At 48.9% G+C, this 21011-nt stretch carries 19 protein-coding genes; 1 reads left to right on the forward strand and 18 read right to left on the reverse strand.

What is annotated here, in order from left to right; genetic code table 11:
* Positions 1 to 369: 369 nt before the first annotated feature.
* The 10 genes from htpG to grxB all read right to left on the reverse strand — a co-directional run bounded on the left by htpG (position 370) and on the right by grxB (position 10790).
* Positions 370 to 2283: a molecular chaperone HtpG gene (gene htpG / locus XMA152_RS06790; protein ID WP_173483131.1), complete on the reverse strand. Its 1914-nt coding sequence runs from the start codon at positions 2281 to 2283 to the stop codon at positions 370 to 372.
* A gap of 67 nt (positions 2284 to 2350) precedes the next feature.
* Positions 2351 to 3076, reverse strand: a complete 726-nt coding sequence (locus XMA152_RS06795) for a DUF599 domain-containing protein (RefSeq protein ID WP_173483132.1) — start codon at positions 3074 to 3076, stop codon at positions 2351 to 2353.
* A complete protein-coding gene (locus XMA152_RS06800) occupies positions 3073 to 3552 on the reverse strand; it encodes a YaiI/YqxD family protein (RefSeq protein WP_217362031.1) in 480 nt (159 codons plus the stop codon). The genes XMA152_RS06795 and XMA152_RS06800 overlap by 4 nt, the downstream gene beginning before the upstream one ends.
* 10 nt (positions 3553 to 3562) lie before the next feature.
* Entirely contained in the window at positions 3563 to 4651 is a 1089-nt protein-coding gene (locus XMA152_RS06805; RefSeq protein ID WP_173483133.1) for a DUF2235 domain-containing protein, read from the reverse strand.
* 44 nt (positions 4652 to 4695) lie between these two features.
* Positions 4696 to 6138 (reverse strand): YdiU family protein, encoded by a 1443-nt coding sequence (locus tag XMA152_RS06810; protein ID WP_173481504.1) that lies wholly within the window; start codon positions 6136 to 6138, stop codon positions 4696 to 4698.
* A 2-nt stretch (positions 6139 to 6140) separates the two neighbouring features.
* Positions 6141 to 6464, reverse strand: coding sequence for a DUF3301 domain-containing protein (locus XMA152_RS06815; RefSeq protein WP_173481505.1), 324 nt, complete (start codon positions 6462 to 6464; stop codon positions 6141 to 6143).
* Positions 6465 to 6513: 49 nt separating this feature from the next.
* Entirely contained in the window at positions 6514 to 6849 is a 336-nt protein-coding gene (locus XMA152_RS06820; RefSeq protein ID WP_173483134.1) for a thiol-disulfide oxidoreductase DCC family protein, read from the reverse strand.
* Between the two features lie 61 nt (positions 6850 to 6910).
* Positions 6911 to 8245, reverse strand: coding sequence for a DEAD/DEAH box helicase (locus XMA152_RS06825; RefSeq protein ID WP_173483135.1), 1335 nt, complete (start codon positions 8243 to 8245; stop codon positions 6911 to 6913).
* Between the two features lie 379 nt (positions 8246 to 8624).
* Complete coding sequence (locus XMA152_RS06830; protein WP_173483136.1) at positions 8625 to 10010, reverse strand: MFS transporter; 1386 nt, start codon at positions 10008 to 10010, stop codon at positions 8625 to 8627.
* A 129-nt stretch (positions 10011 to 10139) separates the two neighbouring features.
* Positions 10140 to 10790 carry a glutaredoxin 2 gene (gene grxB / locus XMA152_RS06835; RefSeq protein WP_173483137.1) on the reverse strand — a complete coding sequence of 217 codons (651 nt, stop codon included), beginning with the start codon at positions 10788 to 10790 and terminating at the stop codon, positions 10140 to 10142.
* A 114-nt stretch (positions 10791 to 10904) separates the two neighbouring features.
* On the opposite strand from grxB, the gene XMA152_RS06840 reads away from it, so the two are divergent.
* Positions 10905 to 11360: a PaaI family thioesterase gene (locus tag XMA152_RS06840; protein ID WP_173483138.1), complete on the forward strand. Its 456-nt coding sequence runs from the start codon at positions 10905 to 10907 to the stop codon at positions 11358 to 11360.
* Between the two features lie 278 nt (positions 11361 to 11638).
* On the opposite strand, the gene fba is transcribed toward XMA152_RS06840, so the two are convergent.
* The 8 genes from fba to XMA152_RS06880 form a co-directional block, all read right to left on the reverse strand.
* Positions 11639 to 12673 carry a class II fructose-bisphosphate aldolase gene (gene fba / locus XMA152_RS06845; RefSeq protein ID WP_173481511.1) on the reverse strand — a complete coding sequence of 345 codons (1035 nt, stop codon included), beginning with the start codon at positions 12671 to 12673 and terminating at the stop codon, positions 11639 to 11641.
* 42 nt (positions 12674 to 12715) lie between these two features.
* Positions 12716 to 13378, reverse strand: coding sequence for an HAD family hydrolase (locus XMA152_RS06850; RefSeq protein ID WP_173483139.1), 663 nt, complete (start codon positions 13376 to 13378; stop codon positions 12716 to 12718).
* 11 nt (positions 13379 to 13389) lie between these two features.
* Positions 13390 to 15408 carry a transketolase gene (gene tkt / locus XMA152_RS06855; protein WP_173483140.1) on the reverse strand — a complete coding sequence of 673 codons (2019 nt, stop codon included), beginning with the start codon at positions 15406 to 15408 and terminating at the stop codon, positions 13390 to 13392.
* Positions 15409 to 15433: 25 nt separating this feature from the next.
* A complete protein-coding gene (locus tag XMA152_RS06860) occupies positions 15434 to 16318 on the reverse strand; it encodes a phosphoribulokinase (RefSeq protein ID WP_173483141.1) in 885 nt (294 codons plus the stop codon).
* Between the two features lie 23 nt (positions 16319 to 16341).
* A complete protein-coding gene (locus tag XMA152_RS06865; protein WP_173483142.1) occupies positions 16342 to 17433 on the reverse strand; it encodes a class 1 fructose-bisphosphatase in 1092 nt (363 codons plus the stop codon).
* A 37-nt stretch (positions 17434 to 17470) separates the two neighbouring features.
* Complete coding sequence (locus tag XMA152_RS06870) at positions 17471 to 18178, reverse strand: HAD-IA family hydrolase (RefSeq protein ID WP_173483143.1); 708 nt, start codon at positions 18176 to 18178, stop codon at positions 17471 to 17473.
* 169 nt (positions 18179 to 18347) lie between these two features.
* Entirely contained in the window at positions 18348 to 18656 is a 309-nt protein-coding gene (locus tag XMA152_RS06875; RefSeq protein ID WP_173481517.1) for a hypothetical protein, read from the reverse strand.
* Positions 18657 to 18664: 8 nt separating this feature from the next.
* Positions 18665 to 21007: a nitric oxide reductase activation protein NorD gene (locus XMA152_RS06880; RefSeq protein WP_173483144.1), complete on the reverse strand. Its 2343-nt coding sequence runs from the start codon at positions 21005 to 21007 to the stop codon at positions 18665 to 18667.
* Between the last annotated feature and the right edge of the window lie 4 nt (positions 21008 to 21011).

Genomic DNA, 21011 nt, shown 5'->3' on the forward strand with positions numbered 1-21011 from the left:
AAGTATGCAGAATCCATTGGGGCTAGAAGAAAGAGATCTTCATCAAAAGCCGGATATATGACTGCAGCTCACCTTAACCATTGGTACTTTTATCTTGCATAACGCGGGACGGACCATATATGACCTTTGGTCTGACCCAACTCTCAGCACCGGTGTCTGGCTTTAGCCTGACATCCACTCTTTAAGCGTTTTCCAGATAAACAGTAAAGTTGACAGCGGATGACAGGCTGAAGGCCAGTCACCTGAAATAGTAATCGCGGCCTTTTCAAGACCGCTCCAACTGTGCCTAATTTTGTTGGAGCGGTCTTGAAAAGGCCGCGAACAAAAAAGGCCTGACAGTGTCAGGCCTTTTTGCTTCAAGTGGAGTGTTTAAGCACTCAACTCTAACAGCAGTTTGTTCAGACGAGCTGTGTAAGCTGCTGGATCCTCTAGCTGACCGCCGGTCGCTAGTTGAGCTTGATCCAATAGAATCATTGCCAGATCAGCAAAACGATCTTCGTCAGACTCTTGATCAAGCTTACCGATCAGTGGGTGCTCTGCGTTGAACTCAAAGACGGGTTTAGTCTCTGGAACTGCTTGGCCAGCCGCCTCCATGATACGACGCATCTGTAGACCCATATCGTAATCACCGAGCACCAGACAGGCTGGAGAGTCGGTTAGACGCTGTGAGACACGGACAGAGTCGACACGGTCGGTAAATACACCGCCTAGACGTTCTATCAGTGATGCGTACTGCTCGTTCTGCTCCTCTTGAGCTTTTTTGCTCTCTTCAGACTCTTCACCATCGAGTTTCAACTCGCCTTTGGTGACGTCTTGGAACGACTTGCCTGAGTAGTCCATCAAGTGGCTCATCATCCACTCATCAATGCGATCAGTCAGAAGCAGCACTTCGATGCCCTTCTTACGGAAGATCTCTAGATGTGGGCTCGCTTTAGCCGCATTGTAGCTATCAGCGACTAGGTAGTAGATCTTCTCTTGATTTTCGCCCATACGCTCGATGTAGCTGTCTAGGCTGACATTCTGATCACCGCTGCTGTTCTCGGTCGATGCAAAACGCATCAACTTAAGAATGCGCTCACGATTCGCATGATCTTCCGCAGGGCCCTCTTTCAAGACCTGACCGAACTCTTTCCAGAACTCTAGGTACTTCTCGGCATCCTTCTTAGCGAACTTCTCGATCATATCGAGGCTTCGCTTAGTCAGAGCGGACTTCAGCTTATCAACGTTTGGATCTTTCTGAAGAATCTCACGAGAGACGTTCAGTGATAAGTTTTTCGAATCAACAACACCTTTAATAAAGCGCAGGTAGAGCGGCAAGAACTGATCCGCTTGATCCATGATAAAGACACGTTGAATGTAGAGCTTAAGCCCTTTAGGTGCTTCACGGTTCCAAAGGTCGTAAGGCGCTTTAGACGGTAGGTAGACAAGACTGGTGTACTCTAGGTTACCTTCAACACGGTTGTGGGCCCAACTGATAGGCTCTTGGAAATCATGAGAGACGTGCTGGTAGAAGTTTTTGTACTCCTCCTCGGTCACCTCTGACTTGTTCTTAGTCCACAACGCCGTTGCGCTGTTAACCGTCTCGATCTCAGGCGCATCCTTTGATGACTCCTCATCACCCTCTGCCGGCATGGTTTTTTTCTCCATCTGCACAGGCATCGCGATGTGATCTGAGTATTTGGTGACTAGAGAGCGTAGACGCCAATCGCTGGAAAACTCTTTCGCATCCTCTTTCAGGGTCATGACGATACGCGTGCCACGCTCTGGCTTATCGATGGTTGCGATATCGAACTCGCCCTCACCTTTAGAGGACCAGTGAACACCCTCTGCCGCGTCTAAACCAGCACGACGGGTATATAGATCAACCTGATCAGCCACAATGAATGCAGAGTAAAAACCAACACCAAACTGACCGATCAGTTGTGAATCTTTTGCAGCATCGCCGGTCAAGTTTTGAAGGAAACTAGCGGTACCCGACTTAGCGATGGTACCCAAGTGTTCAATGACCTCATCTCGCGACATACCGATGCCGTTATCTTCGATGGTAATAGTATTGTTCTCTTCATCAGCAGAGACACGGATACGAAGATCACCATCGTTTTCATAGAGGTCGGCATTAGACAAGGCTTCAAAGCGTAGCTTTTCAGCCGCATCTGAAGCGTTAGAGATCAATTCACGTAGGAAGATCTCTTTATTAGAGTATAGAGAGTGAATCATCAGCTGCAGCAGCTGTTTCACTTCGGTTTGAAAGCCAAGAGTTTCTTGTTTCGTTTCGGTTGTCATAGCTTAGACCTGAATTCCCAAGTTACTGATTAACACTCCATCAGATATGGGGGATGCCGATCTAATTTCAACCCTTGGCGTTGATATCAGTACTCATCATTAAGGTTCTTAGCGTCGAAGAGCTGAATTCACGACGATAGAGAATCCAGACAACCACTGCACACAAGAACATAAAGAGCCAGGTATTGACCATCCACCCTAGCACTGCGATGGCAAAGTAGTAGGTTCGTAGGCCGGCATTAAAGTTATTTGCCGCCATACTGGCCATGCGAGCCGAGCGTTCTGCGTGCATATCGAGAGTCCGTGGATCGGCATTCTCTTTGGGGTTGGGGCCGCCACCAATCATGACCGAGACAAATCCATACTGGCGAATAGACCAGGTGAACTTAAAGAAGGCGTATACAAACATCACCATCAGCACGATGATGCGCAGGTCCCATTGCAGTCGAGTCATCGGCTCTGTGAACGGCAGTTCAGACAGAAGGTCGATCGCCATATCAGAGCGAGAGAGCAGGGTCAGAAGGCCGGCCAAAATCAGCATGGTGGTGCTGGCAAAGAAGGTGACACCGCGCTCAAGATTGGTGATCGTTGTGGTATCAGCCACCCTCACCTCACGATCCAGCGCCGCGCGCATCCACTCCTTACGATAGAGGTGCATTAGGCTAGCCAGACAGGTAACACGATAACTGGCTCGCTTAGCGTAGATGAAATAGCCGTTAAAACAGAACAAAAACCAGATCAACGCGACCAGGTCCAGATTGAGTGAAATCAGCATATCCCAAAATGAATTCATGCATTGCCTCCTTGCTTCGCTTGACGCTGTGCTGCCGTTAAGGCGCGATCCAACGCGTTGGCAAACTCACGACGATCTGCCTGACTCATACCCGATTGGCCACCAGACTGAATACCGCTAGCGCGCATGGTTTCGTAGAAGTCACGCAGATTGAGGCGCGCTTTGATGTTCTCTTTCGTTAAGGCCTCGCCACGATGGGTAAGTACGCGAGCCCCTTTATCGATCAGATCATTAGCCAACGGCAGATCTGTAGCGATGACAAGATCACCAGCGGTCACTCGATCAACGATCTCTTGATCAGCCTGATCGGCACCCTGAGGGACTCGACGCCAGTTTAAATAGGGGGAATTAGGTAGCTGATAGAAGTGGTTTGCAACGAACTCCATCTCTACTTTTCGATTGAGTGCTGCCTTGATGAGAATATCTCTAATCACCACAGGACACGCATCCGCATCAACCCAAACTTTCACACTCATTCCTTGAAATCTAAGAAGCGTTCAGTATCCCCTCTTCCCCGTCGAGAAAACAAGCCTGAAACTGATATAGATGATCAATTTCACACAATTGGTGAGAGATAGGGGAAGTCAGATGGGGCCCTACTCGATTTTTGGGACGGTAACTGGTGTTGTTCATTAACTCAAACACACTCGAATCGATCGTCTCAAAGCGATTCTGACAAGTACCTATTGGACGCCAATGGCGATCGCTAAACCAGTCATACAGCCCACCCAAAAACAGATCATAGGAGTCGTGAGGCAGTTCAAAGTTAGAGGTTTGAGTCTTCACAGACTCAGCATCCAGCTTCAGACCCGAGTGAATCAGTGACTCGCATATCCATTGATACGAATGGGTTGAGAGCGTTGAGCCTGTCCCTCCGCCAACATCCCCATGCGATCCGGCAAACCACCGCTGCTCAACACTCTGATGCTCTTCAAGCTTGGGGGACCAGAGTGTCGGTATGAAATCAGCACGATGCTCATCAATGGCCAGTGCTTGAAAGCCCCGCTTCACATTGGAAGCTAAGCGTGTGTCATGAAAGCCCCAAAGATAGCGGTTTAACTGTTTAAAGCTACCTAATGGAATGCCCAACGACCCGACAGTATCCCAAACGGCAATAGCCTCAATCTGTATCGGGGTGGCGATCTGGGCTTTGAATCGATTTTGTTCACGACGGGTGCCGCGTCTGTAGAGCTGGTAGCAGGAATCGAATTGCTCTAGATGCTCCAATCTAAGCAGACCCAATCGATCAATAAGACCTGACAGGCTTCTCGCTGCAAACGCCCCACGACTGTAGCCGACCAGGTAGACCCGATCGCCGGTTTGGTAGTGCTCCATCAACCATAGATAGGCTTCGGCTATCTTGTCAGAGAGCCCCCAACCAAAGATGCCTCCTCTAATCTGTTGCCAGGCTGAAGTACCAACGCCGGGGAGATAATGAACCTGTTGTGGAATATCTGTGTCTGAATTGTGAAGAGCCTCAACTAAGCGCACAACATGGCTGTTTTGATCGCCATCACTCAAATCCGAATCGGTTTTTTGCCAAGTACCATCAAAGGCCAGCAGTAAATTGCGCACCAGACTCTCCTATCGTTTTTAAAAGTACTGTGCGCTTTAGGTTGCTATGACGAGCAGGTTAAGAAGATTCCCTCTGCCCACTTCGGTGGAGCATCTGCATAGTCTGCCAGTGGCACATAGTACTTAGTGGGTTCACGAACCATGGCAAGCAGATGATTCACGCGTTGATAGTCACCTTCGTGAGCGTCGCGAATCGCCTCTTCACACATGTAGTTACGTAAAATATAGACAGGGTTTAAGGTTTTTGCGTAATCCAGACGTGATTTTATTGTCTCCTCTTCTGTATGACGTTCCGCATAAAAACGGCTTAACCACTCTGAATAGGATTCGGGGCTATCTACTTCAGCCCCCAAAGCGTCGCCCTTCTCTAGATCCGTTAAAGCTAGAATAAAACGATTGAGATCACCCTGCTGTTTTTCTAACAACGCGAGCATCTCATCTATCAGCGCTTTATGAGTAACCCCTGGATTCGGTAGTGCCAATCGCTGAGAGAACTTAGTGTAGTAGGCGTCAAAATAGAGCGTTGAGAATCTCTCGAGTTGAGCCTCCAAGTCGGATTTATCAATCAGAGGGATTAACGCCTGAGCTAAGGCCGCAAGATTCCACTGCATGATGCTCGGTTGATTACTGAACGCGTATCGACCTCTGTCATCGTTCTTATTTGCGATGTGGTCCGGCTCGTATCGATCCATAAAGGTAAAAGGACCATAATCAAAGGTCTCGCCTATGATCGACATATTGTCGGTGTTCATCACGGCATGAACAAACCCGTAACTCTGCCACTGTGCAACCAGGTAGGCACTGCGTTCAACAACCTGTTGATACATGAACAGGTAGGGATTTTCAGCCTGTTTCGCGTCAGGGTAGTAACGATCGATCACGTAATCGGCCAGCTGTCTAAGGTCCTCATGCTGACCTGAATAGTAGAAGTACTCAAAGTGGCCAAAACGTATATGACAAGGTGTCACCCTAAGCACTTGAGCACAGGGCTCTGCCCCATTTCGTAGGGTAAACTCCTCACTGCCAAAAATAGCCAACGCACGTGTGGTGGGAATACCCAGACCAAACATCGCTTCACTAACAAGGTACTCACGAATGCTGGAGCGAAGTACCGCTTTACCATCAGCAAAGCGCGAATAGGCGGTTTTACCTGCCCCTTTAAGGTGGAAATCCCATCGATTGCCAGCAGGGTCTAGATGCTCGCCGAGCAAGATACCACGCCCATCACCGAGATCTGGGTTATAGACACCGAACTGGTGACCTGTGTATTTCATGGCCAAGGGTTCAGCACCCTCAGGGCCCTGCTCAGTGGTGAAGGTATCCACCAACTGACTGGGCGCCCATTCACAGGGATTTAGCCCTAATGTTTGAGCCAGAGGTGCATTGAAGCTGATTAGATGAGTGTTCTTTAACGGAGTGACAGAGACCGACTGATACCAGTGAGAAGGTAAACGGGCATAGCTGTTATCGAAATTGAGCTTAGACATGGCTAATCCTCAAACTTATGAGCCTCTGAGGTAATGCTCTCTAGACGATTGCCAAGCAAAACAACTTGGCCACGGTAGCGTTGATCGCCGGTCGTGGTGAACTCAAACTGATATCGACGCCAAGGTGCCAAGCGGCCTCTATCATCTCGTTTTAGCCAAAGTGCACGCAGTGAGACGTTTTGGTCCAACAACTGCAGATCCAACTTGTTGCAGTAACTCTCAACTGCATTCAGTGCGCGCTCTCTAACGGCTAGGCCTTTGTACCAAACATAGATAACACCTGCGACTAGAGTCAGGAGAAAGAGATCGGTAAGTTCAATAAACACGCTGATGGCCTATAAAGTGTGAGAATGTCGACAGTCTAATCAAGCATCTTTATTTAGTATAGAGTCGATCGTATCGCCAACGTGCCCAGCGCTTATAAGCCAGATTGGCGATGGGCTTGATGAGTGGCCAACCAAGGATGCGCCAAATCCAGCCCCAGCGGGTATGCTGCCAAGCGGCTATATTCGCATCGATTCCAGTTATCCACTGATTACCACGCTGCAGATGAAGAACCTTGAGCATGCTAACCCTCTCTTCATCGGTCAGTTGATCCGATAACTCATGGATATCTTTGAGTTCTAACTGTTCGCCCTTAATGACTGCCAACTTATCCATCTCGGCAACACAGAGCGAACATTTTCCGTCGTAGTAGAGTGTCTCTTTCATGTAAGAAGATACGAAACACTTCTCAAAGCGGATGACCGGATAACCTGTCGATTAAAACAGATTACAGATCGCGGTTAACTGGCTTTTTGCGATTGCCTCCAAAACGGCGAGGTTTGCGTTTAGGTGTACCATCAGCCGGTCTATTACGCCTTGGCTGATTTTGACGCGGAGCTGGTTGTGCTGACGCACCCTCCGCTTTCTGCTTTGGCTTTTTAGGTTTTTTCGGCTTCAACGGCGGTTGTAGCTTAGATTCTGGCAGTGGATTGTTTGGAGCAAACCCCTTCAAGTCGCGACGTTCCAGAAGCTTTTGCGTCAAGCGCTCGATGGCTCGAAGCTGATCAAACTCATCAATGGAGACCAACGATACCGCCTGACCCACACTGCCGGCACGACCGGTGCGGCCGATGCGGTGTACATAATCTTCTGCCACGTTGGGAAGGTCAAAGTTAATCACGTGAGGCAACTCTTTGATATCGATACCACGTGCCGCAATGTCGGTTGCTACAAGGATCTGAATATCACCCTGCTTAAAAGCCTGAAGAGCACGTGTACGAGCGCCCTGGCTCTTATTGCCATGGATAGCCGCTGCCGTGATACCCGCCTTGTCCAGCTGAACGACCAGACGGTTTGCGCCATGCTTAGTTCGACTGAAGACCAACACTTGAAACCAGTTGTTAGTCTTAATCAAATCGATGAGAGCCGCAGTCTTGCTCTTCTTATCAACCCCAATGACCCACTGCTCAACGGTGTGAGCGGTCGCATTTTCAGGTGAAACCGAGACCTCAACAGGGTTGTTGACGATGTCGTGAGCTAGTTCTTTGATCTCAGGGGAGAAGGTTGCAGAGAACATAAGATTTTGACGCTGCTTAGGCAGCAGGTTAAGGATCTTGCGAATATCTCGAATAAAGCCCATGTCGAGCATGCGATCCGCTTCATCCAATACCAACACTTCAAGCTGATCAAAACGAACCGCGTTCTGCGAGTAGAGGTCCAAAAGACGACCCGGTGTCGCAATCAATATATCCGTGCCCGAGCGAAGCTTTTGCATCTGTGGGTTGATCTTAACCCCACCAAAAACCACATTGCTTTTGAGGTCGGTATATTTGCCATAGAACTCTGCATTATCTTGGATCTGAGCCGCCAGTTCACGAGTCGGTGTCAGCACTAATGAACGAACATTGTTGCTCTTTACCTTAGGGCCAGATTGCAATCTCTCGAGCAGGGGCAGAATAAAGCTAGCCGTTTTACCCGTTCCCGTTTGCGCAGCCGCCATAACGTCCTTACCGGACATCACGGCAGGAATGCCTTCACGTTGAATAGGAGTCGCTTCTGAATAGCCTTTTTCAGCTATTGCACGGGTAAGAGTAGCCGAAAGGCCAAGAGATTCGAAAGACATGAGGACACTCAAAATGTTAAGGCGCGCACAGTAACATAAAGCGTGGCTAGGCACACGTGAAAAACCATCGTACTCGTTCTCAGTCGGACGGGGACTACTGGCACGAGATTTGAATCTGGCACCCCGTTCCCCGTCCGACTGAGAACGAGTCAACCTGAATACGCGAAGCGATGTTTTTGACATTTCGCTTCGACCTTAGGGCTAGCTCCAGTAGGACTCCGTTGCGGGCTTATCGCGAAGTCCTATTGTAGGAGGGAATTCAGCTCTGCTGAAACCCCGATCGATTTCAACAGCGGGTGACAGGCTGAAAGCCAGTCACCATAGTTCGTAGGAAGATCAGCGCTCCAGTGACTGGCTTTAGCCTGTCACCCGCTTCAATTTAAACCTTTCTCCACGAGAACCAAGCCGCTAGCAGTGCGGTTAACAATGATACTGTCAGGGCATTGGTTGTGACACTTTCGAGAAGCTGTGGATCAGACTCCCCTATAGCGGAGCCTGCGAAGTAGAGTCCTAGTAACAGGGTAATCACCGCCATGCCGATCAATTGGCCACTCTGTCTCGATAGGCTGAGGATTGCAGAGCCTATACCCATTCTCTCTGCAGGGAGTGTTGCCAGTGCCGCGGAGTTGTTTGGGGTAGAGAACATTCCATGACCTGTGCCGATCACCATAATACAGAGCCCGATCACCCAAAGTGGTGTCTCGTGATTCATCAACGCTAACGCCAGTAACCCAAGGGCTATGGACAAACTTCCTCCGGTCGCCAGTAGACGGTGCCCTATTCGATCAGAGACGCGTCCTGCCAGAGGCGCGATGATCGTCATCATTAACGCTTGAAGCATCATCAGCTGCCCAGTATCCGTTGGCGACAGTTGGCGGTTGTATTGCAGATAAAGTGACAAAATCAGGACGATTCCGTACTGGCTAGCGTACATAAACATGGCCGCGGTTGCAGAGTTGATGAAGGTTTTATTCTTCATCATCAAGTCGATTCTCACCAGTGGAAATGCCTGTTTACCAGACCATTTGATAAAGAGGTAACCCAGACCTACTCCCAATAGTGCAAGCAACCAACCGTTGAGTTCAATCAGTCGTGTACTACCAAAATAGAGTGCTGCAATGGCGGCTGAGAAAATGGCTGTACCGACCCAGTCGATCTTATGCTTTTCACTGCTTTTCCATTCGCCTGGGATAAACAGTCGAATCGATAAAATGACCCCTAGCAATATCGGTACCGGCAACATAAACACAGATCGCCAGCCAAACAGATCGACCAACCAACCACCAATTAGCGGGCCTGCAGTCATGCCGAGATAGACGGCTGATGTCATCCAACCCAAAGCGGCCCCTCGCCCACCTGCTGCGTAGATGCGGGAGATCATGGCCATACCCGCGCTGGCTAGGATTGCCCCGGCAGCCCCCTGTACTACACGCCCTGCTAGCAGTATTTCAATATTGGGCGCAAAAGCCGCCATGGCGCCACCCAACGCAAAGAGACCACAACTGATGAGGAAAGCCTTTTTAAGACCAATGAGATCCGATAGACGACCGCCTGGCAGTTGGGAGATCAAACTCACCAGAAGGAAGATGGCCGGTATCCAACTGATCAATACCGCATTGACTTGAAGATCTTGAGCAATGGCAGGTAGTGCGACCAGAGATGCCGACACGGCTAATGGAAATTGCAGAATCGCTAGACTGAGGATAATCAGTGCTTTTAGTCGAGCTTTTGAATAACGCTGATAGTAACGCGCAAACTGTGTCATCTAACGTCCTTGTGAAAAAATTTTAGCCATCAGCTAAATGTCAGCTTTGCACACTATTATGAACCCAGCTGTTGTAAACACCCCTTTGAGAGGGTGAAGCCCTTTCCCCTCTCTTTCTTTTTTCTTCCCTTAGATGGCTCGGTCTGTGTAGAGCTCAACATTGGTCAGTTGCGCTACTTCATTGATGTAATCTACAACCTGCGTTGGCATCTGAAGATCTTTGATCACGGTTAAGTTGCGCAACATTGGAAAAATCATAACGTCATCCCAGCTAAGCTGCCCACCTCTATCCGAAGGCTTCGTCAGCTTAGGCAAATCATTTAAAACCTGCTCTACAAGGGCTTGGTGTTCAGCTGTATTGTCCAGAGCTTGCTCAAAACTGCACTCAATCATCGCTTCCTTGTTCACGCGATAAAAATCAATTGCCGATTGAGTTTCAAACTCAGGCAAACCGATCTGTACATTGCGAGGAAAAAGCAGAGAGAAAATCGCGCGATTAACTGACATCAGTGGTTGTGTGAAACGATCAGAATCACCACCTTCGACTATTACCTGATCAGCGCTGCCTAACTCATCCAACTTATGAGCGATATCAAGACTCTCGCCCATAGATTGGCCATCAATCTCTAGAATCGGCACCATTTTTTTGCCAACACGCTCAATACAGCTGTCGGCATCGTCGTTCAGCAGGTAGACCGACTCAAAATTAACCTGTTTGTATTTAGCGACCATGTCAGCACGGACACAGAATGGACAATGATCATATTGGAAAAGCTTCATAACAACTCTCTTACATCGGGGATGGCTTATTAGAGCACAACTTATCCATCAGTATGTATCAACCTAGATAAGATAATTGCTATTCTCTATTCAAAGATGTGAGAAGGAGTTTCAATGAACCAAGCCATTCAAGATCTCTATCCAGAGAGCCATAGCCACTGTTTCGGCTGTGGTCGATCAAACGCGGATGGATGGCACCTGAAAAGTTATGTAACAGGTGACACAACTCTAGCTCGCTTCACGCCAGAGCCTCAGTACAGTGGTGGTGTTCCTGGACACCTCTACGGCGGAGCTGTCGCCTCCCTACTCGACTGTCATGGCACTGCATCAGCGGCCGCTTTAAGCTACCTGCAGAAGCATGAAACACTCGAAAAAGATGCAAAGATTCAACGCCACGTTACGGGGCAGTTGAACATCAAATACCTTACCCCCACTCCAATGGGCGTAGAGTTGCAGCTGCATGGCGAGCTGCTATCCATCGAGGGGCGTAAAGTGCGAGTTAAGTTGACCTTATCCGCCAATGAAACGCTCTGTGCAGAGGCTGAGATGGTTGCGTTTGGCGTTGAGTGATTGTTGGAGCGGTCTTGTAAAGGCCGCGATTGGTATTCATTAGAGTTTATCTGAAAGCAACAGTGACTGGCTTCAGCCTGTCATCTGCTTTTTCGGTGTTTTCCAGATAGGCATTAAATTCTCACGGCGGATGACAGGCTGAAGGGCAGTCACCGTCAATACCGCTCACACAAAGAAGAAGGCTAGCCGACGCCAGTCGGATAGAAATGCTTTTGATCTTAGGAGATATCGCGGCCTTTTCAAGACCGCTCCAACGTTTTGAATGGATCTTGGGTCGATTAGTATCGACCCGCCATGTCATCCATTGAGATCGGTTTGATCTTACTGCCCTGTCCGGCACAGCCGAAGGCTTCGAAACGATCTTTGACGATACCTGAGGCTGCATCGCGGGCTGCGGCTAGGAATTTACGTGGGTCAAACTCGCTCTTCTTCTCGGCCATCATACGGCGCATAGCACCGGTCATTGCCAAGCGAATGTCGGTATCAATGTTGACCTTACGAACACCGTTTTGAATCCCTTTAACGATCTCCTCTACAGGGACACCGTAGGTCGGTTTCAACTCGCCACCAAACTCACGAATGATCGCTAACCACTCCTGTGGCACGCTGGAACTACCGTGCATCACCAGATGGGTGTTCGGGATTGCTTTATGAATCGCCGCGACACGATCAATTGCGAGAATATCGCCCGTCGGTGGGCGTGTAAATTTGTACGCACCGTGGCTGGTACCAATCGCAATTGCTAGGGCATCGACGCCAGTTTTCTCAACAAAGTCTTTAGCTTCATCAGGGTCGGTCAGCATTTGATCATGGCTCAAAATACCCTCAGCACCCTGACCATCCTCTTCACCGGCTTCGCCCGTCTCTAGCGAACCAAGACAGCCTAGCTCACCTTCCACCGATACACCAACAACATGCGCCATTTCACAGACTTGTCGAGTGACATCGACGTTGTATTCGTAGGTGGATGGCGTTTTACCATCGCTCATCAAAGAACCATCCATCATGACACTGGAGAAACCAGAACGGATCGACTGCATACAGACTGCAGGTGATGCACCGTGATCCTGGTGCAGGACAACCGGAAGATCTGGGTGAGTCTCGATAGCCGCCAAAATCAGATGGCGAAGATAAGCTTCACCGGCGTAGGTACGAGCGCCAGCTGATGTCTGCAGAATGACAGGACTGTCTGTGGCCTGCGCTGCTTGCATGATCGCTTGTACCTGCTCAAGGTTGTTTACGTTAAACGCAGGAACGCCGTAGCTATTCTCTGCAGCGTGATCAAGTACCTGACGTAGGGATACTAGTGCCATTATTTACCTCCGAAGAGTCGATTAAGTTATTGAATTGATGGGTTAAGCCACCAACTCTGAAAAGTCTTGAATGACGCGATCGGGGTTAGCCGATTCTATCGGTTCACCCATGTTGTAACCGTAAGGAAGCAGCCAAACATCAATGCCTGCATTACGCGCCGTAGCAGCATCAATCGAGGAGTCACCCACAAACAGTGCATCCTCTGCTGAGATTTGCCACTGCTCAAGGCAGTCTAAAATTGACGTTGGGTCAGGCTTCTTAACGGGAAAACTGTCGCCACTGACTACAATATCGAAGAGTTCCGTTAAGCCGTGAGCCGCTAACACACGATCGGTATATCGGCTCTCTTTATTGGTAACCACTGCCAACTTGACCCCTTCAGACCCAAGCTTTTTAACCACCTCTAAAACATGTGGATAGAGGTAACTGGTGGTACCGCAGCAGCGTTGATAGTGCTTATCAAAGACAGGTAGTGCGCCTGCCAAAATAGGTCCAGACTCAATCTCTTCAATGGATTGGTTGTGGATGTAAGCCAGGGCTTTAATCAACAGCGCACGTGTGCCGTGCCCTATCCACGAGTTGACCTGTTCTTGAGTCACCCTTGCATAACCACACTCTTCTAAAGTGGCATTGGTGGCATCATAGATCTCCGGCGCCGTCTCGACTAAGGTACCGTCAAGATCAAATAACATCGCTTTATACATTTCTGATACCCCTAAACTCGCTGGCGAACAGCATCAGCAACTGCGTTAGCAGTAATGCCGAAGTACTCATAGAGAACAGGAGCCGGTGCTGAATCACCAAAGCTGTCGATGCCTACAACACCACCTTTTCTGCCCACATATTTGCGCCAGAAATCGGTATGCGCTGCTTCCACTGCAACCGCAGGAAGGTCCGATGGAATCGTCTGCTCTTGGTAATCTTCAGATTGGCGATCAAACAGATTGGTACAAGGCATTGAGACAACGCGAGTTGAGATACCCTCAGCGGCTAATGTCTCTTGAGCTTGCAACGCTAACTGCACTTCAGAACCGGTTGCCATGATCACCGCTTGTGGACTGGCCATATCAGAGAGGATGTATCCGCCTTTGCGAACTTTGTCTGCATCAGAGGCCTCTTTAAGTAATTTAGGCATCCCCTGTCGTGATAGCGCTAGAGCAGAGGGACCATCCTGTCGCTCAACCGAGTACGCCCATGCCGTGGCCGTTTCAAGGGCATCACAAGGACGCCAGACATCAAGTCCAGGAATAATGCGTAAGCTTGGAACGTGCTCGATACTCTGGTGTGTTGGGCCATCTTCACCCAGACCAATCGAGTCATGAGTAAAGACATGAACCACACGCTGTTTCATCAGTGCAGCCATTCGAATCGCATTACGAGAGTAATCACTAAACGTGAGGAAGGTACCGCCATAGGGTAGGTAGCCACCATGCAGTGCCATACCGTTCATAATCGCAGCCATACCAAACTCACGAACCCCGTAGGAGAGGTGGTTACCCCAGGTATCTCGACCCGCATAGGTCGCTGTTTTGAAGTTTGTCAGGTTCGAACCGGTCAAATCAGCACTGCCGCCAAAAAACTCTGGAACAAGAGGTGCGATAGCATCTAGCGCATTTTGACTCGCTTTACGAGTCGCTACGTCCCCTTCTGCTGCAGCAATCTGAGCCATGACATCGGCAATATTAGATTGATACTCGTCGCTCAACTCACCGGTCATACGACGTCTGAATTCCGCCGCTTTTTCAGGGAATGCCTTAGCATACTCAGCGAATCGGTGATCCCATTCAGCTTCAGCGGCTCTGCCTGAATCAGTGCAGTCCCAAGCGCTCCTCACGTCGCTAGGAATCTCAAATGGCGCATGATTCCAATTCAGTGCAGCGCGTGTCGCAGCGACCTCGTCGGCACCCAGTGCGGCACCATGAACGTCGTGTGTACCGACCTTATTGGGCGACCCTTTACCGATTTCGGTTTTAGTACAGATCAACGTCGGTTTACCATCAGCTAATACCGCTTGAGCTTTGGCTGCTCGAATTGCAGCATCGACAGCTGACGCATCGTGACCGTTTACATCACGAATCACATTCCAGCCATAAGCTTCAAAACGTGCCGGCGTATCATCAGCAAACCACCCTTCGACGTGGCCATCAATCGAGATACCGTTATCGTCGTAGATCGCGATGAGTTTAGACGTTCTCAGAGTCCCAGCCAGGGAGCAGACTTCGTGGCTTATACCCTCCATCATGCAGCCATCACCCAAGAAACAGTAGGTGAAATGGTCCACGATGGTGTGGCCTGATTCATTAAATTCAGCTGCCAACATCTTCTCTGCAAGTGCCAAACCGACAGCATTCGAGATACCCTGACCTAATGGACCCGTCGTAGTCTCCACACCCGCTGTAATGCCCACTTCAGGGTGTCCTGGTGTCTTAGAGTGCAGTTGACGGAACTGTTTAAGTTCATCGATTGGAAGATCGTATCCCGTTAAATGCAGCAGTGCATAGATCAACATTGAACCGTGACCATTAGAGAGAACAAAACGGTCGCGATCTGGCCAGTGTGGATTGGCTGGACTGTGTTTCAAGTGACGGTTCCAAAGAACCTCTGCAATTTCTGCCATACCCATCGGTGCACCTGGGTGTCCCGATTTTGCGGCTTCGACGGCATCGATCGCTAGAAAGCGAATCGCATTGGCCATCTCATTTGCCATAGCGGCATTCGGTGCTGTTCTGTTCATCTGTTGCTCCTAATTAGCGACGGCCTTAACCACGACCCAAGGCGCGATTACGACGTTCCATCATGCGCCATACAAAGGGTGTGAAGATCAACTGCATTGCCAGCTCCATCTTGCCCCCAGGGACAACAATGGTATTGGCACGTGACATGAAGCTATTGCCAATCATGTTCAAGAGATACTGGAAGTCGATCCCCTTAGGGTTAGCAAAGCGGATAATCACCATGCTCTCATCGGCAGAAGGGATGTCCCGAGCGATGAAAGGGTTAGAGGTGTCGACCATCGGTACGCGTTGGAAATTCACATGCGTATGTTCAAATTGAGGGCAGATGTAGTGAATGTAATCAGGCATGCGGCGCAGAATCGTATCCGTTACCGCTTCAGCACTGTAACCACGCTGGTTCTTATCGCGCCAAAGCTTCTGCGTCCACTCAAGGTTGATGACGGGAACCACACCGATACGTAGATCTGGGTATTGGGCTATATCGTTCTGCTCAGTTTTCACCGCGCCGTGCAGGCCTTCATAGAAAAGGATATCGGTATCTTTATCGATCTCTTCCCAAGGTGTGAAGGTGCCTGGCTCTTGTCCGTAAGGCTCAGCCTCATCTTGGTTGTGCAGGTAGAAGCGTTTTTTACCGGTACCCGTCTCAGAGTAGCTTTTAAACAGGCCTTCGAGCTCATCAAACAGGTTGTTCTCTGGACCAAAGTGGCTGAGATGTTTATTGCCCGCTGCATCGGCTTGCGCCAACTGCTTTTTCATTTCGGTACGATCGTAACGGTGGAAGCTATCGCCTTCGACAATCGCGGCTTTAACATTTTCACGACGAAAGATGTTTGAGAATGTGCGAGTAACGGTTGAAGTACCTGCACCTGATGAGCCGGTAATCGCAATAATTGGGTGACGTTCTGACATAATGTTTCTCCAGGTCCAGTAACTTAATCGCGGAATAGACTGCGTTCAGCAAAGAGCGGCATATCTTCGCCTTTCTCTTCGATCGGTTCGTTGTGGTAACGCTCAATGCGCTCGACCTCGTTTTTAGAACCAAACACCAAACCTATGCGTTGGTGAAGCTCAGTCGGTTTCACATCCAGCATTGGGTAGCTGCCTGTACTGGCACGACCACCGGCCTGCTCGATAATCATACCGACAGGATTTGCCTCATAGAGCAGTCGTAACTTACCGGCTTTGCTTGGATCTTTGGTGTCACGTGGATACATGAAGACACCACCACGCATTAGGATACGGTGCGCCTCCGCTACCATCGAAGCGATCCAACGCATGTTGAAGTCTTTACCGCGCGGACCCGTCGATCCCGCAAGACACTCATCTACGTAACGTTTAACGGGCGCTTCCCAGAAACGGCTATTAGAGGTATTGATCGCGAACTCTTGAGTCTCCTCAGGAATGGTGATGCTGGGGTGAGTCAACATAAACTCACCTAAAGCGGGATCCAGAGTAAAACCAACTACACCGTTACCCACCGTAAGAATCAGCATGGTCGAGGGACCATAAAGCGCGTATCCCGCCGCTACCTGTTGTGATCCGGGCTGAAGAAATACCTCTTCTTGAATAGGCGCTGTTGCATCATCCGGTGCACGAAGAATCGAGAAAATACTGCCCACCGAGACGTTCACATCAATGTTCGATGAGCCATCGAGTGGATCAAATACAATCAGATAGCGACCTTTCGGATTCCCCTCTGGGATATCCAGCGCCTCATCCATCTCTTCCGAGGCCATGCCGAGAAGATGTCCGCCCCACTCGGTCGTTTTGATGAAGATGTCATTACTGAGCACATCCAGTTTCTTCTGAGCCTCACCCTGGACATTGATACTGCCACCAGCATCTTCATTGTGCTCACCATGCAGGCCCGCTAACTCGCCATAAGCGACAGCTTTCGCGATCTGCTTACAGGCCATCGCAACATCCAAAATCAAGGCGTTAAAATCACCGCTGGCGCTTGGGTAACGACGACGCTCCTCAATGAGGTATTGAGTTAAGGTCGTTCTATTGGTTCTAAATGGCATATCAGTTGCCTCTTATTATTTTTAAAAATCGGTATCCTTAAGCGATCAGTTGAGCCAACTGCTCTAAACTCACATCGCTTAATGAAGGAACAATTAAGTCAGCCCCTGTGAAATCATGGTGCTTGGAAAACTCATTAGGGGTTATTACAGTAGCCAATTCGGCGCCTTTAGCGGCTCTTAACCCATTGTTGGTATCTTCAATGGCGATAGCTTCTGCCGATGAGACACCAAGACGCTCCAATGCTTGAAGGTAGACACTGGGGTCCGGTTTTTTATTCGGAGCAGTTTCTGCGTTTTCGACAACGGTGAACGTCTCCTGCCAGTCATCGCCCATGGCGTGAGAGAGCAGTGCTTCTATATTGGCTGGACTGGTCGTTGTGGCGATGGCTAGCTTTAAACCAGCAGACTTCGCGGCTTTAATTAGCTCTAAAACACCAGGGCGCATCGCAACCTCTCCGCAAGCAACCATCTCTTCATAACGAGCAGTTTTAGTGGCATGCAGCTCTGGAATGATTGAGTCGATGCGCTCTTCGCTGACTTGAACACCTCGATCAGGCCGTTGGTTCCAGTAGTGACGAATTCGCTCTTTGCCGCCCGAGACTTCAAGCAGCTCTGTATAGGTCTCTAAATCCCATAACCAAGTGAGGCCCGCTGTTTCAAAGGCATAGTTGAAAGCAGCCATATGCGCCATTTCGGTGTCTGCCAATGTACCGTCGACATCAAAAATTAACGCTTTAAGTGCCATTTAATACCTTCAGTTATATTCTTATGTTTATTTTCTATTAACTAAGAGTATTCAGTGTGCTAAGTAAGCGCAATTAAAATGAGGTTATATTAGGATTAAGAAATCACTTAACTAACAACCGACGTAAAAAAGCCCCGATGCTTTTACATCGAGGCTTACTAAATAAAAGTTAATCTGCCATCAAATCTCTATCCGCGTCCCACCCCTTTGATTTTGCATGAACAATGGCTTGTTCTTGAATATGTAGGTAACGCACTCGGATCTCATCTGGCAACTGACTGACAGAAAATCCATAATTCTCCCACTCATCATTGACCTGACGCCAGAGTGTCTCCAGCCCCTGCACTAACCAACCCTCACAACTTTCCGTTTCCGGAATCAAACCAAAAGCCCAAGCATCCCTGATGATTTTTCCGGTATCGGTCATCCCTCCGTAAAGGTCATTGTGAATGCCGACGTATGTTTTTGATTTTTGCATAACGACTCCTAACAGGTCAGGCTGGCAAATAAGCTGGGTAGCTTTTCTGGCAGACGATCAACGTTATCGACCACCGTATAGTTATTGGCCCCAAAAATTCGTTTAACATAACTATCAGCATTGGGGTCTAAGGTTAAGCAATAGGTTAAAACACCTTGGCTGTACAGCTCTTCGACAGCTTTCTTGGTATCGTGCCTAAGGTGTTGGGGATCACGCTCATCGATATCAGCTGGTTCCCCATCTGTGACCAACAGGAGCAGCTTGCGGCGTTCAGGTTGTTTCATCAAAAGACTTCCAGCATGTCGCATGGCTGCTCCCATACGAGTTGACAGCCCTCCCGTCATTCCTGCAAGACGACTTTTTGCTTCGTCATTAAAGCTCTGATTAAAATCTTTAAATTTAAAGTATTGAACATCGTGTCGACCATCAGAAGCGAATCCATGTATCGAAAAAGGATCACCGATGCCATTGATCGCGCTTGAAACCAGCGTCGCTGCTTCACGCGTCAACTCAAGCACACTTTTATCAGATCCCTCCATGGTCTCATTCGTCGACTCAGATAGGTCCAACAATACAGTCACTGCAAGATCGCGATTTTTGACAACATTACGCATTGTGATTCTGGGGTTGGGTTGTTCACCCATTCTGATGGCAATCATCGCATCGATGGCCGCATTCAGATCAATCTCATCACCATCTTCCATATTTCGCTCTCTTTGAACGCCATCCGGTGAGAGAAGATCAACAACCTGTTTAATTTTCTGCACTATCGGCTTATGTTCTTGAAAGATCCGATCAATCGTTTCTGGATCCCCTTTTTGAGCTCTTTTTTCGTACACCGTTGCCCAATCGGGTCGGTATAACTGCACCTGATAATCCCACTCCTGATAGTGGTATGGATCTGAAATAGGCTCTTTACCCCAGCGGTCATTAAAAGACTCGGTCGCTTCACCTGCATCCTCATAAGGCATGAACTCTGTCGCGCATACCCAAACTTCTTGGGCATCATCGCCCGCTAGCTCACAGTCCACCTCATTCGCCATTTCGACGGCACTGACATACTTTCTTACCTGTCGTTGCGAGGCGGGAATATACTCCAGACCATGCTCAGCTAGATTGAAAGGCTCAAACTCCCAAACAAAACGATTATCATCACGATAAGGTGTGCGCATGGACTGCAGAATACGTAGACTGGGCACCTCTTTACGGTCATCAAATAGAGCAAAAAGCGCCAGTCCTAACTGAAAGCTGATTTCAGAAGAGTCTTTTTTAGCAGAAATTTCATGATGAAACTTGGCCGATAATTCATTCAACTCTGGATCGTCTGATCTTACTGTTTCATCCATCAGCATCAATGCAAACTGACCCAACCGCTGTAAGGTTGGGTGTTCCTCACGGCCCTCCGGCTCAATTGACAGTAACGCTTGCCAAGTGGAACGCAGTCCAGGAAAGTCTTGCATCGCACAATACTCAACCCTGGCATCTTCGATCAATGCGATAAAGAACATCTGCGCCTGACTAAGGCCGCTAGCATCCATTCGGTCAGTCGTATAACTCATATGAGCAGCAGCGTGTGCCACTTGAGCACGATATAACGAGACGCCATCCACCTGGTTGAAATCATCAACCGCATCTGGCAAATGCATAACATGATGTTCAATGTAAGGTTTAAAGTCTTCGTAATCTGCAGAGGTGGGACGAAGAAAAAAATCTCTTCCCCATAAAGCCCTTAAGTAAAAATTTAATTTGCGTTGCGCATCAATAAACAGCGTACCCTTGCGCTCTTGTTGCAGCATTTTTTGACTATCAGCGGTCTTGAGCTCGAAATAACTGACTAGATTAACAAAATCTCTTCGATAAGCATCCGCCCCAAAGTTAGCCCAACGTCGAAGTCCTGAAAGCGTCAGCTTTGATAGCAGCTCATCCATATGATTCAGCATCGGCCTAAGGCCGCGAGCTGCCTTAGCAGACAATTGATGGATGAGAGTAAGGTACCCTCTCAGCAATTCAGGATCACCAAGACGATTTGCAGCAATCGGCAGGGATTGCAACAACAGAGTAATGACTTCACCAGAGGTCATCGAAGAGAGTTTCATGGCTGCATGAATACAGTCACTCATGACATCCTCACCACACTCTTTCACGACCTGTGGCATGCATTCAATAAACGCGATCACGAGCTCTTTACCACGACCTAGATTCGCCAAACTCTGTGCACCCTCAAGATAGTCTTGTAAGGCAGGCGATGACATCACTCGTGCGGCTTCATGAAAGTGACTCTCTAAAACATCGTTCATTTCTGGAGCGATGCTCTCAAGAGATTGACGATACTGGTCCATGTCGATACTCATCGGT

Source organism: Marinobacterium sp. xm-a-152 (assembly GCF_013282965.1).
In the GTDB taxonomy this organism is placed as follows: Bacteria; Pseudomonadota; Gammaproteobacteria; order Pseudomonadales; family Balneatricaceae; genus Marinobacterium_E.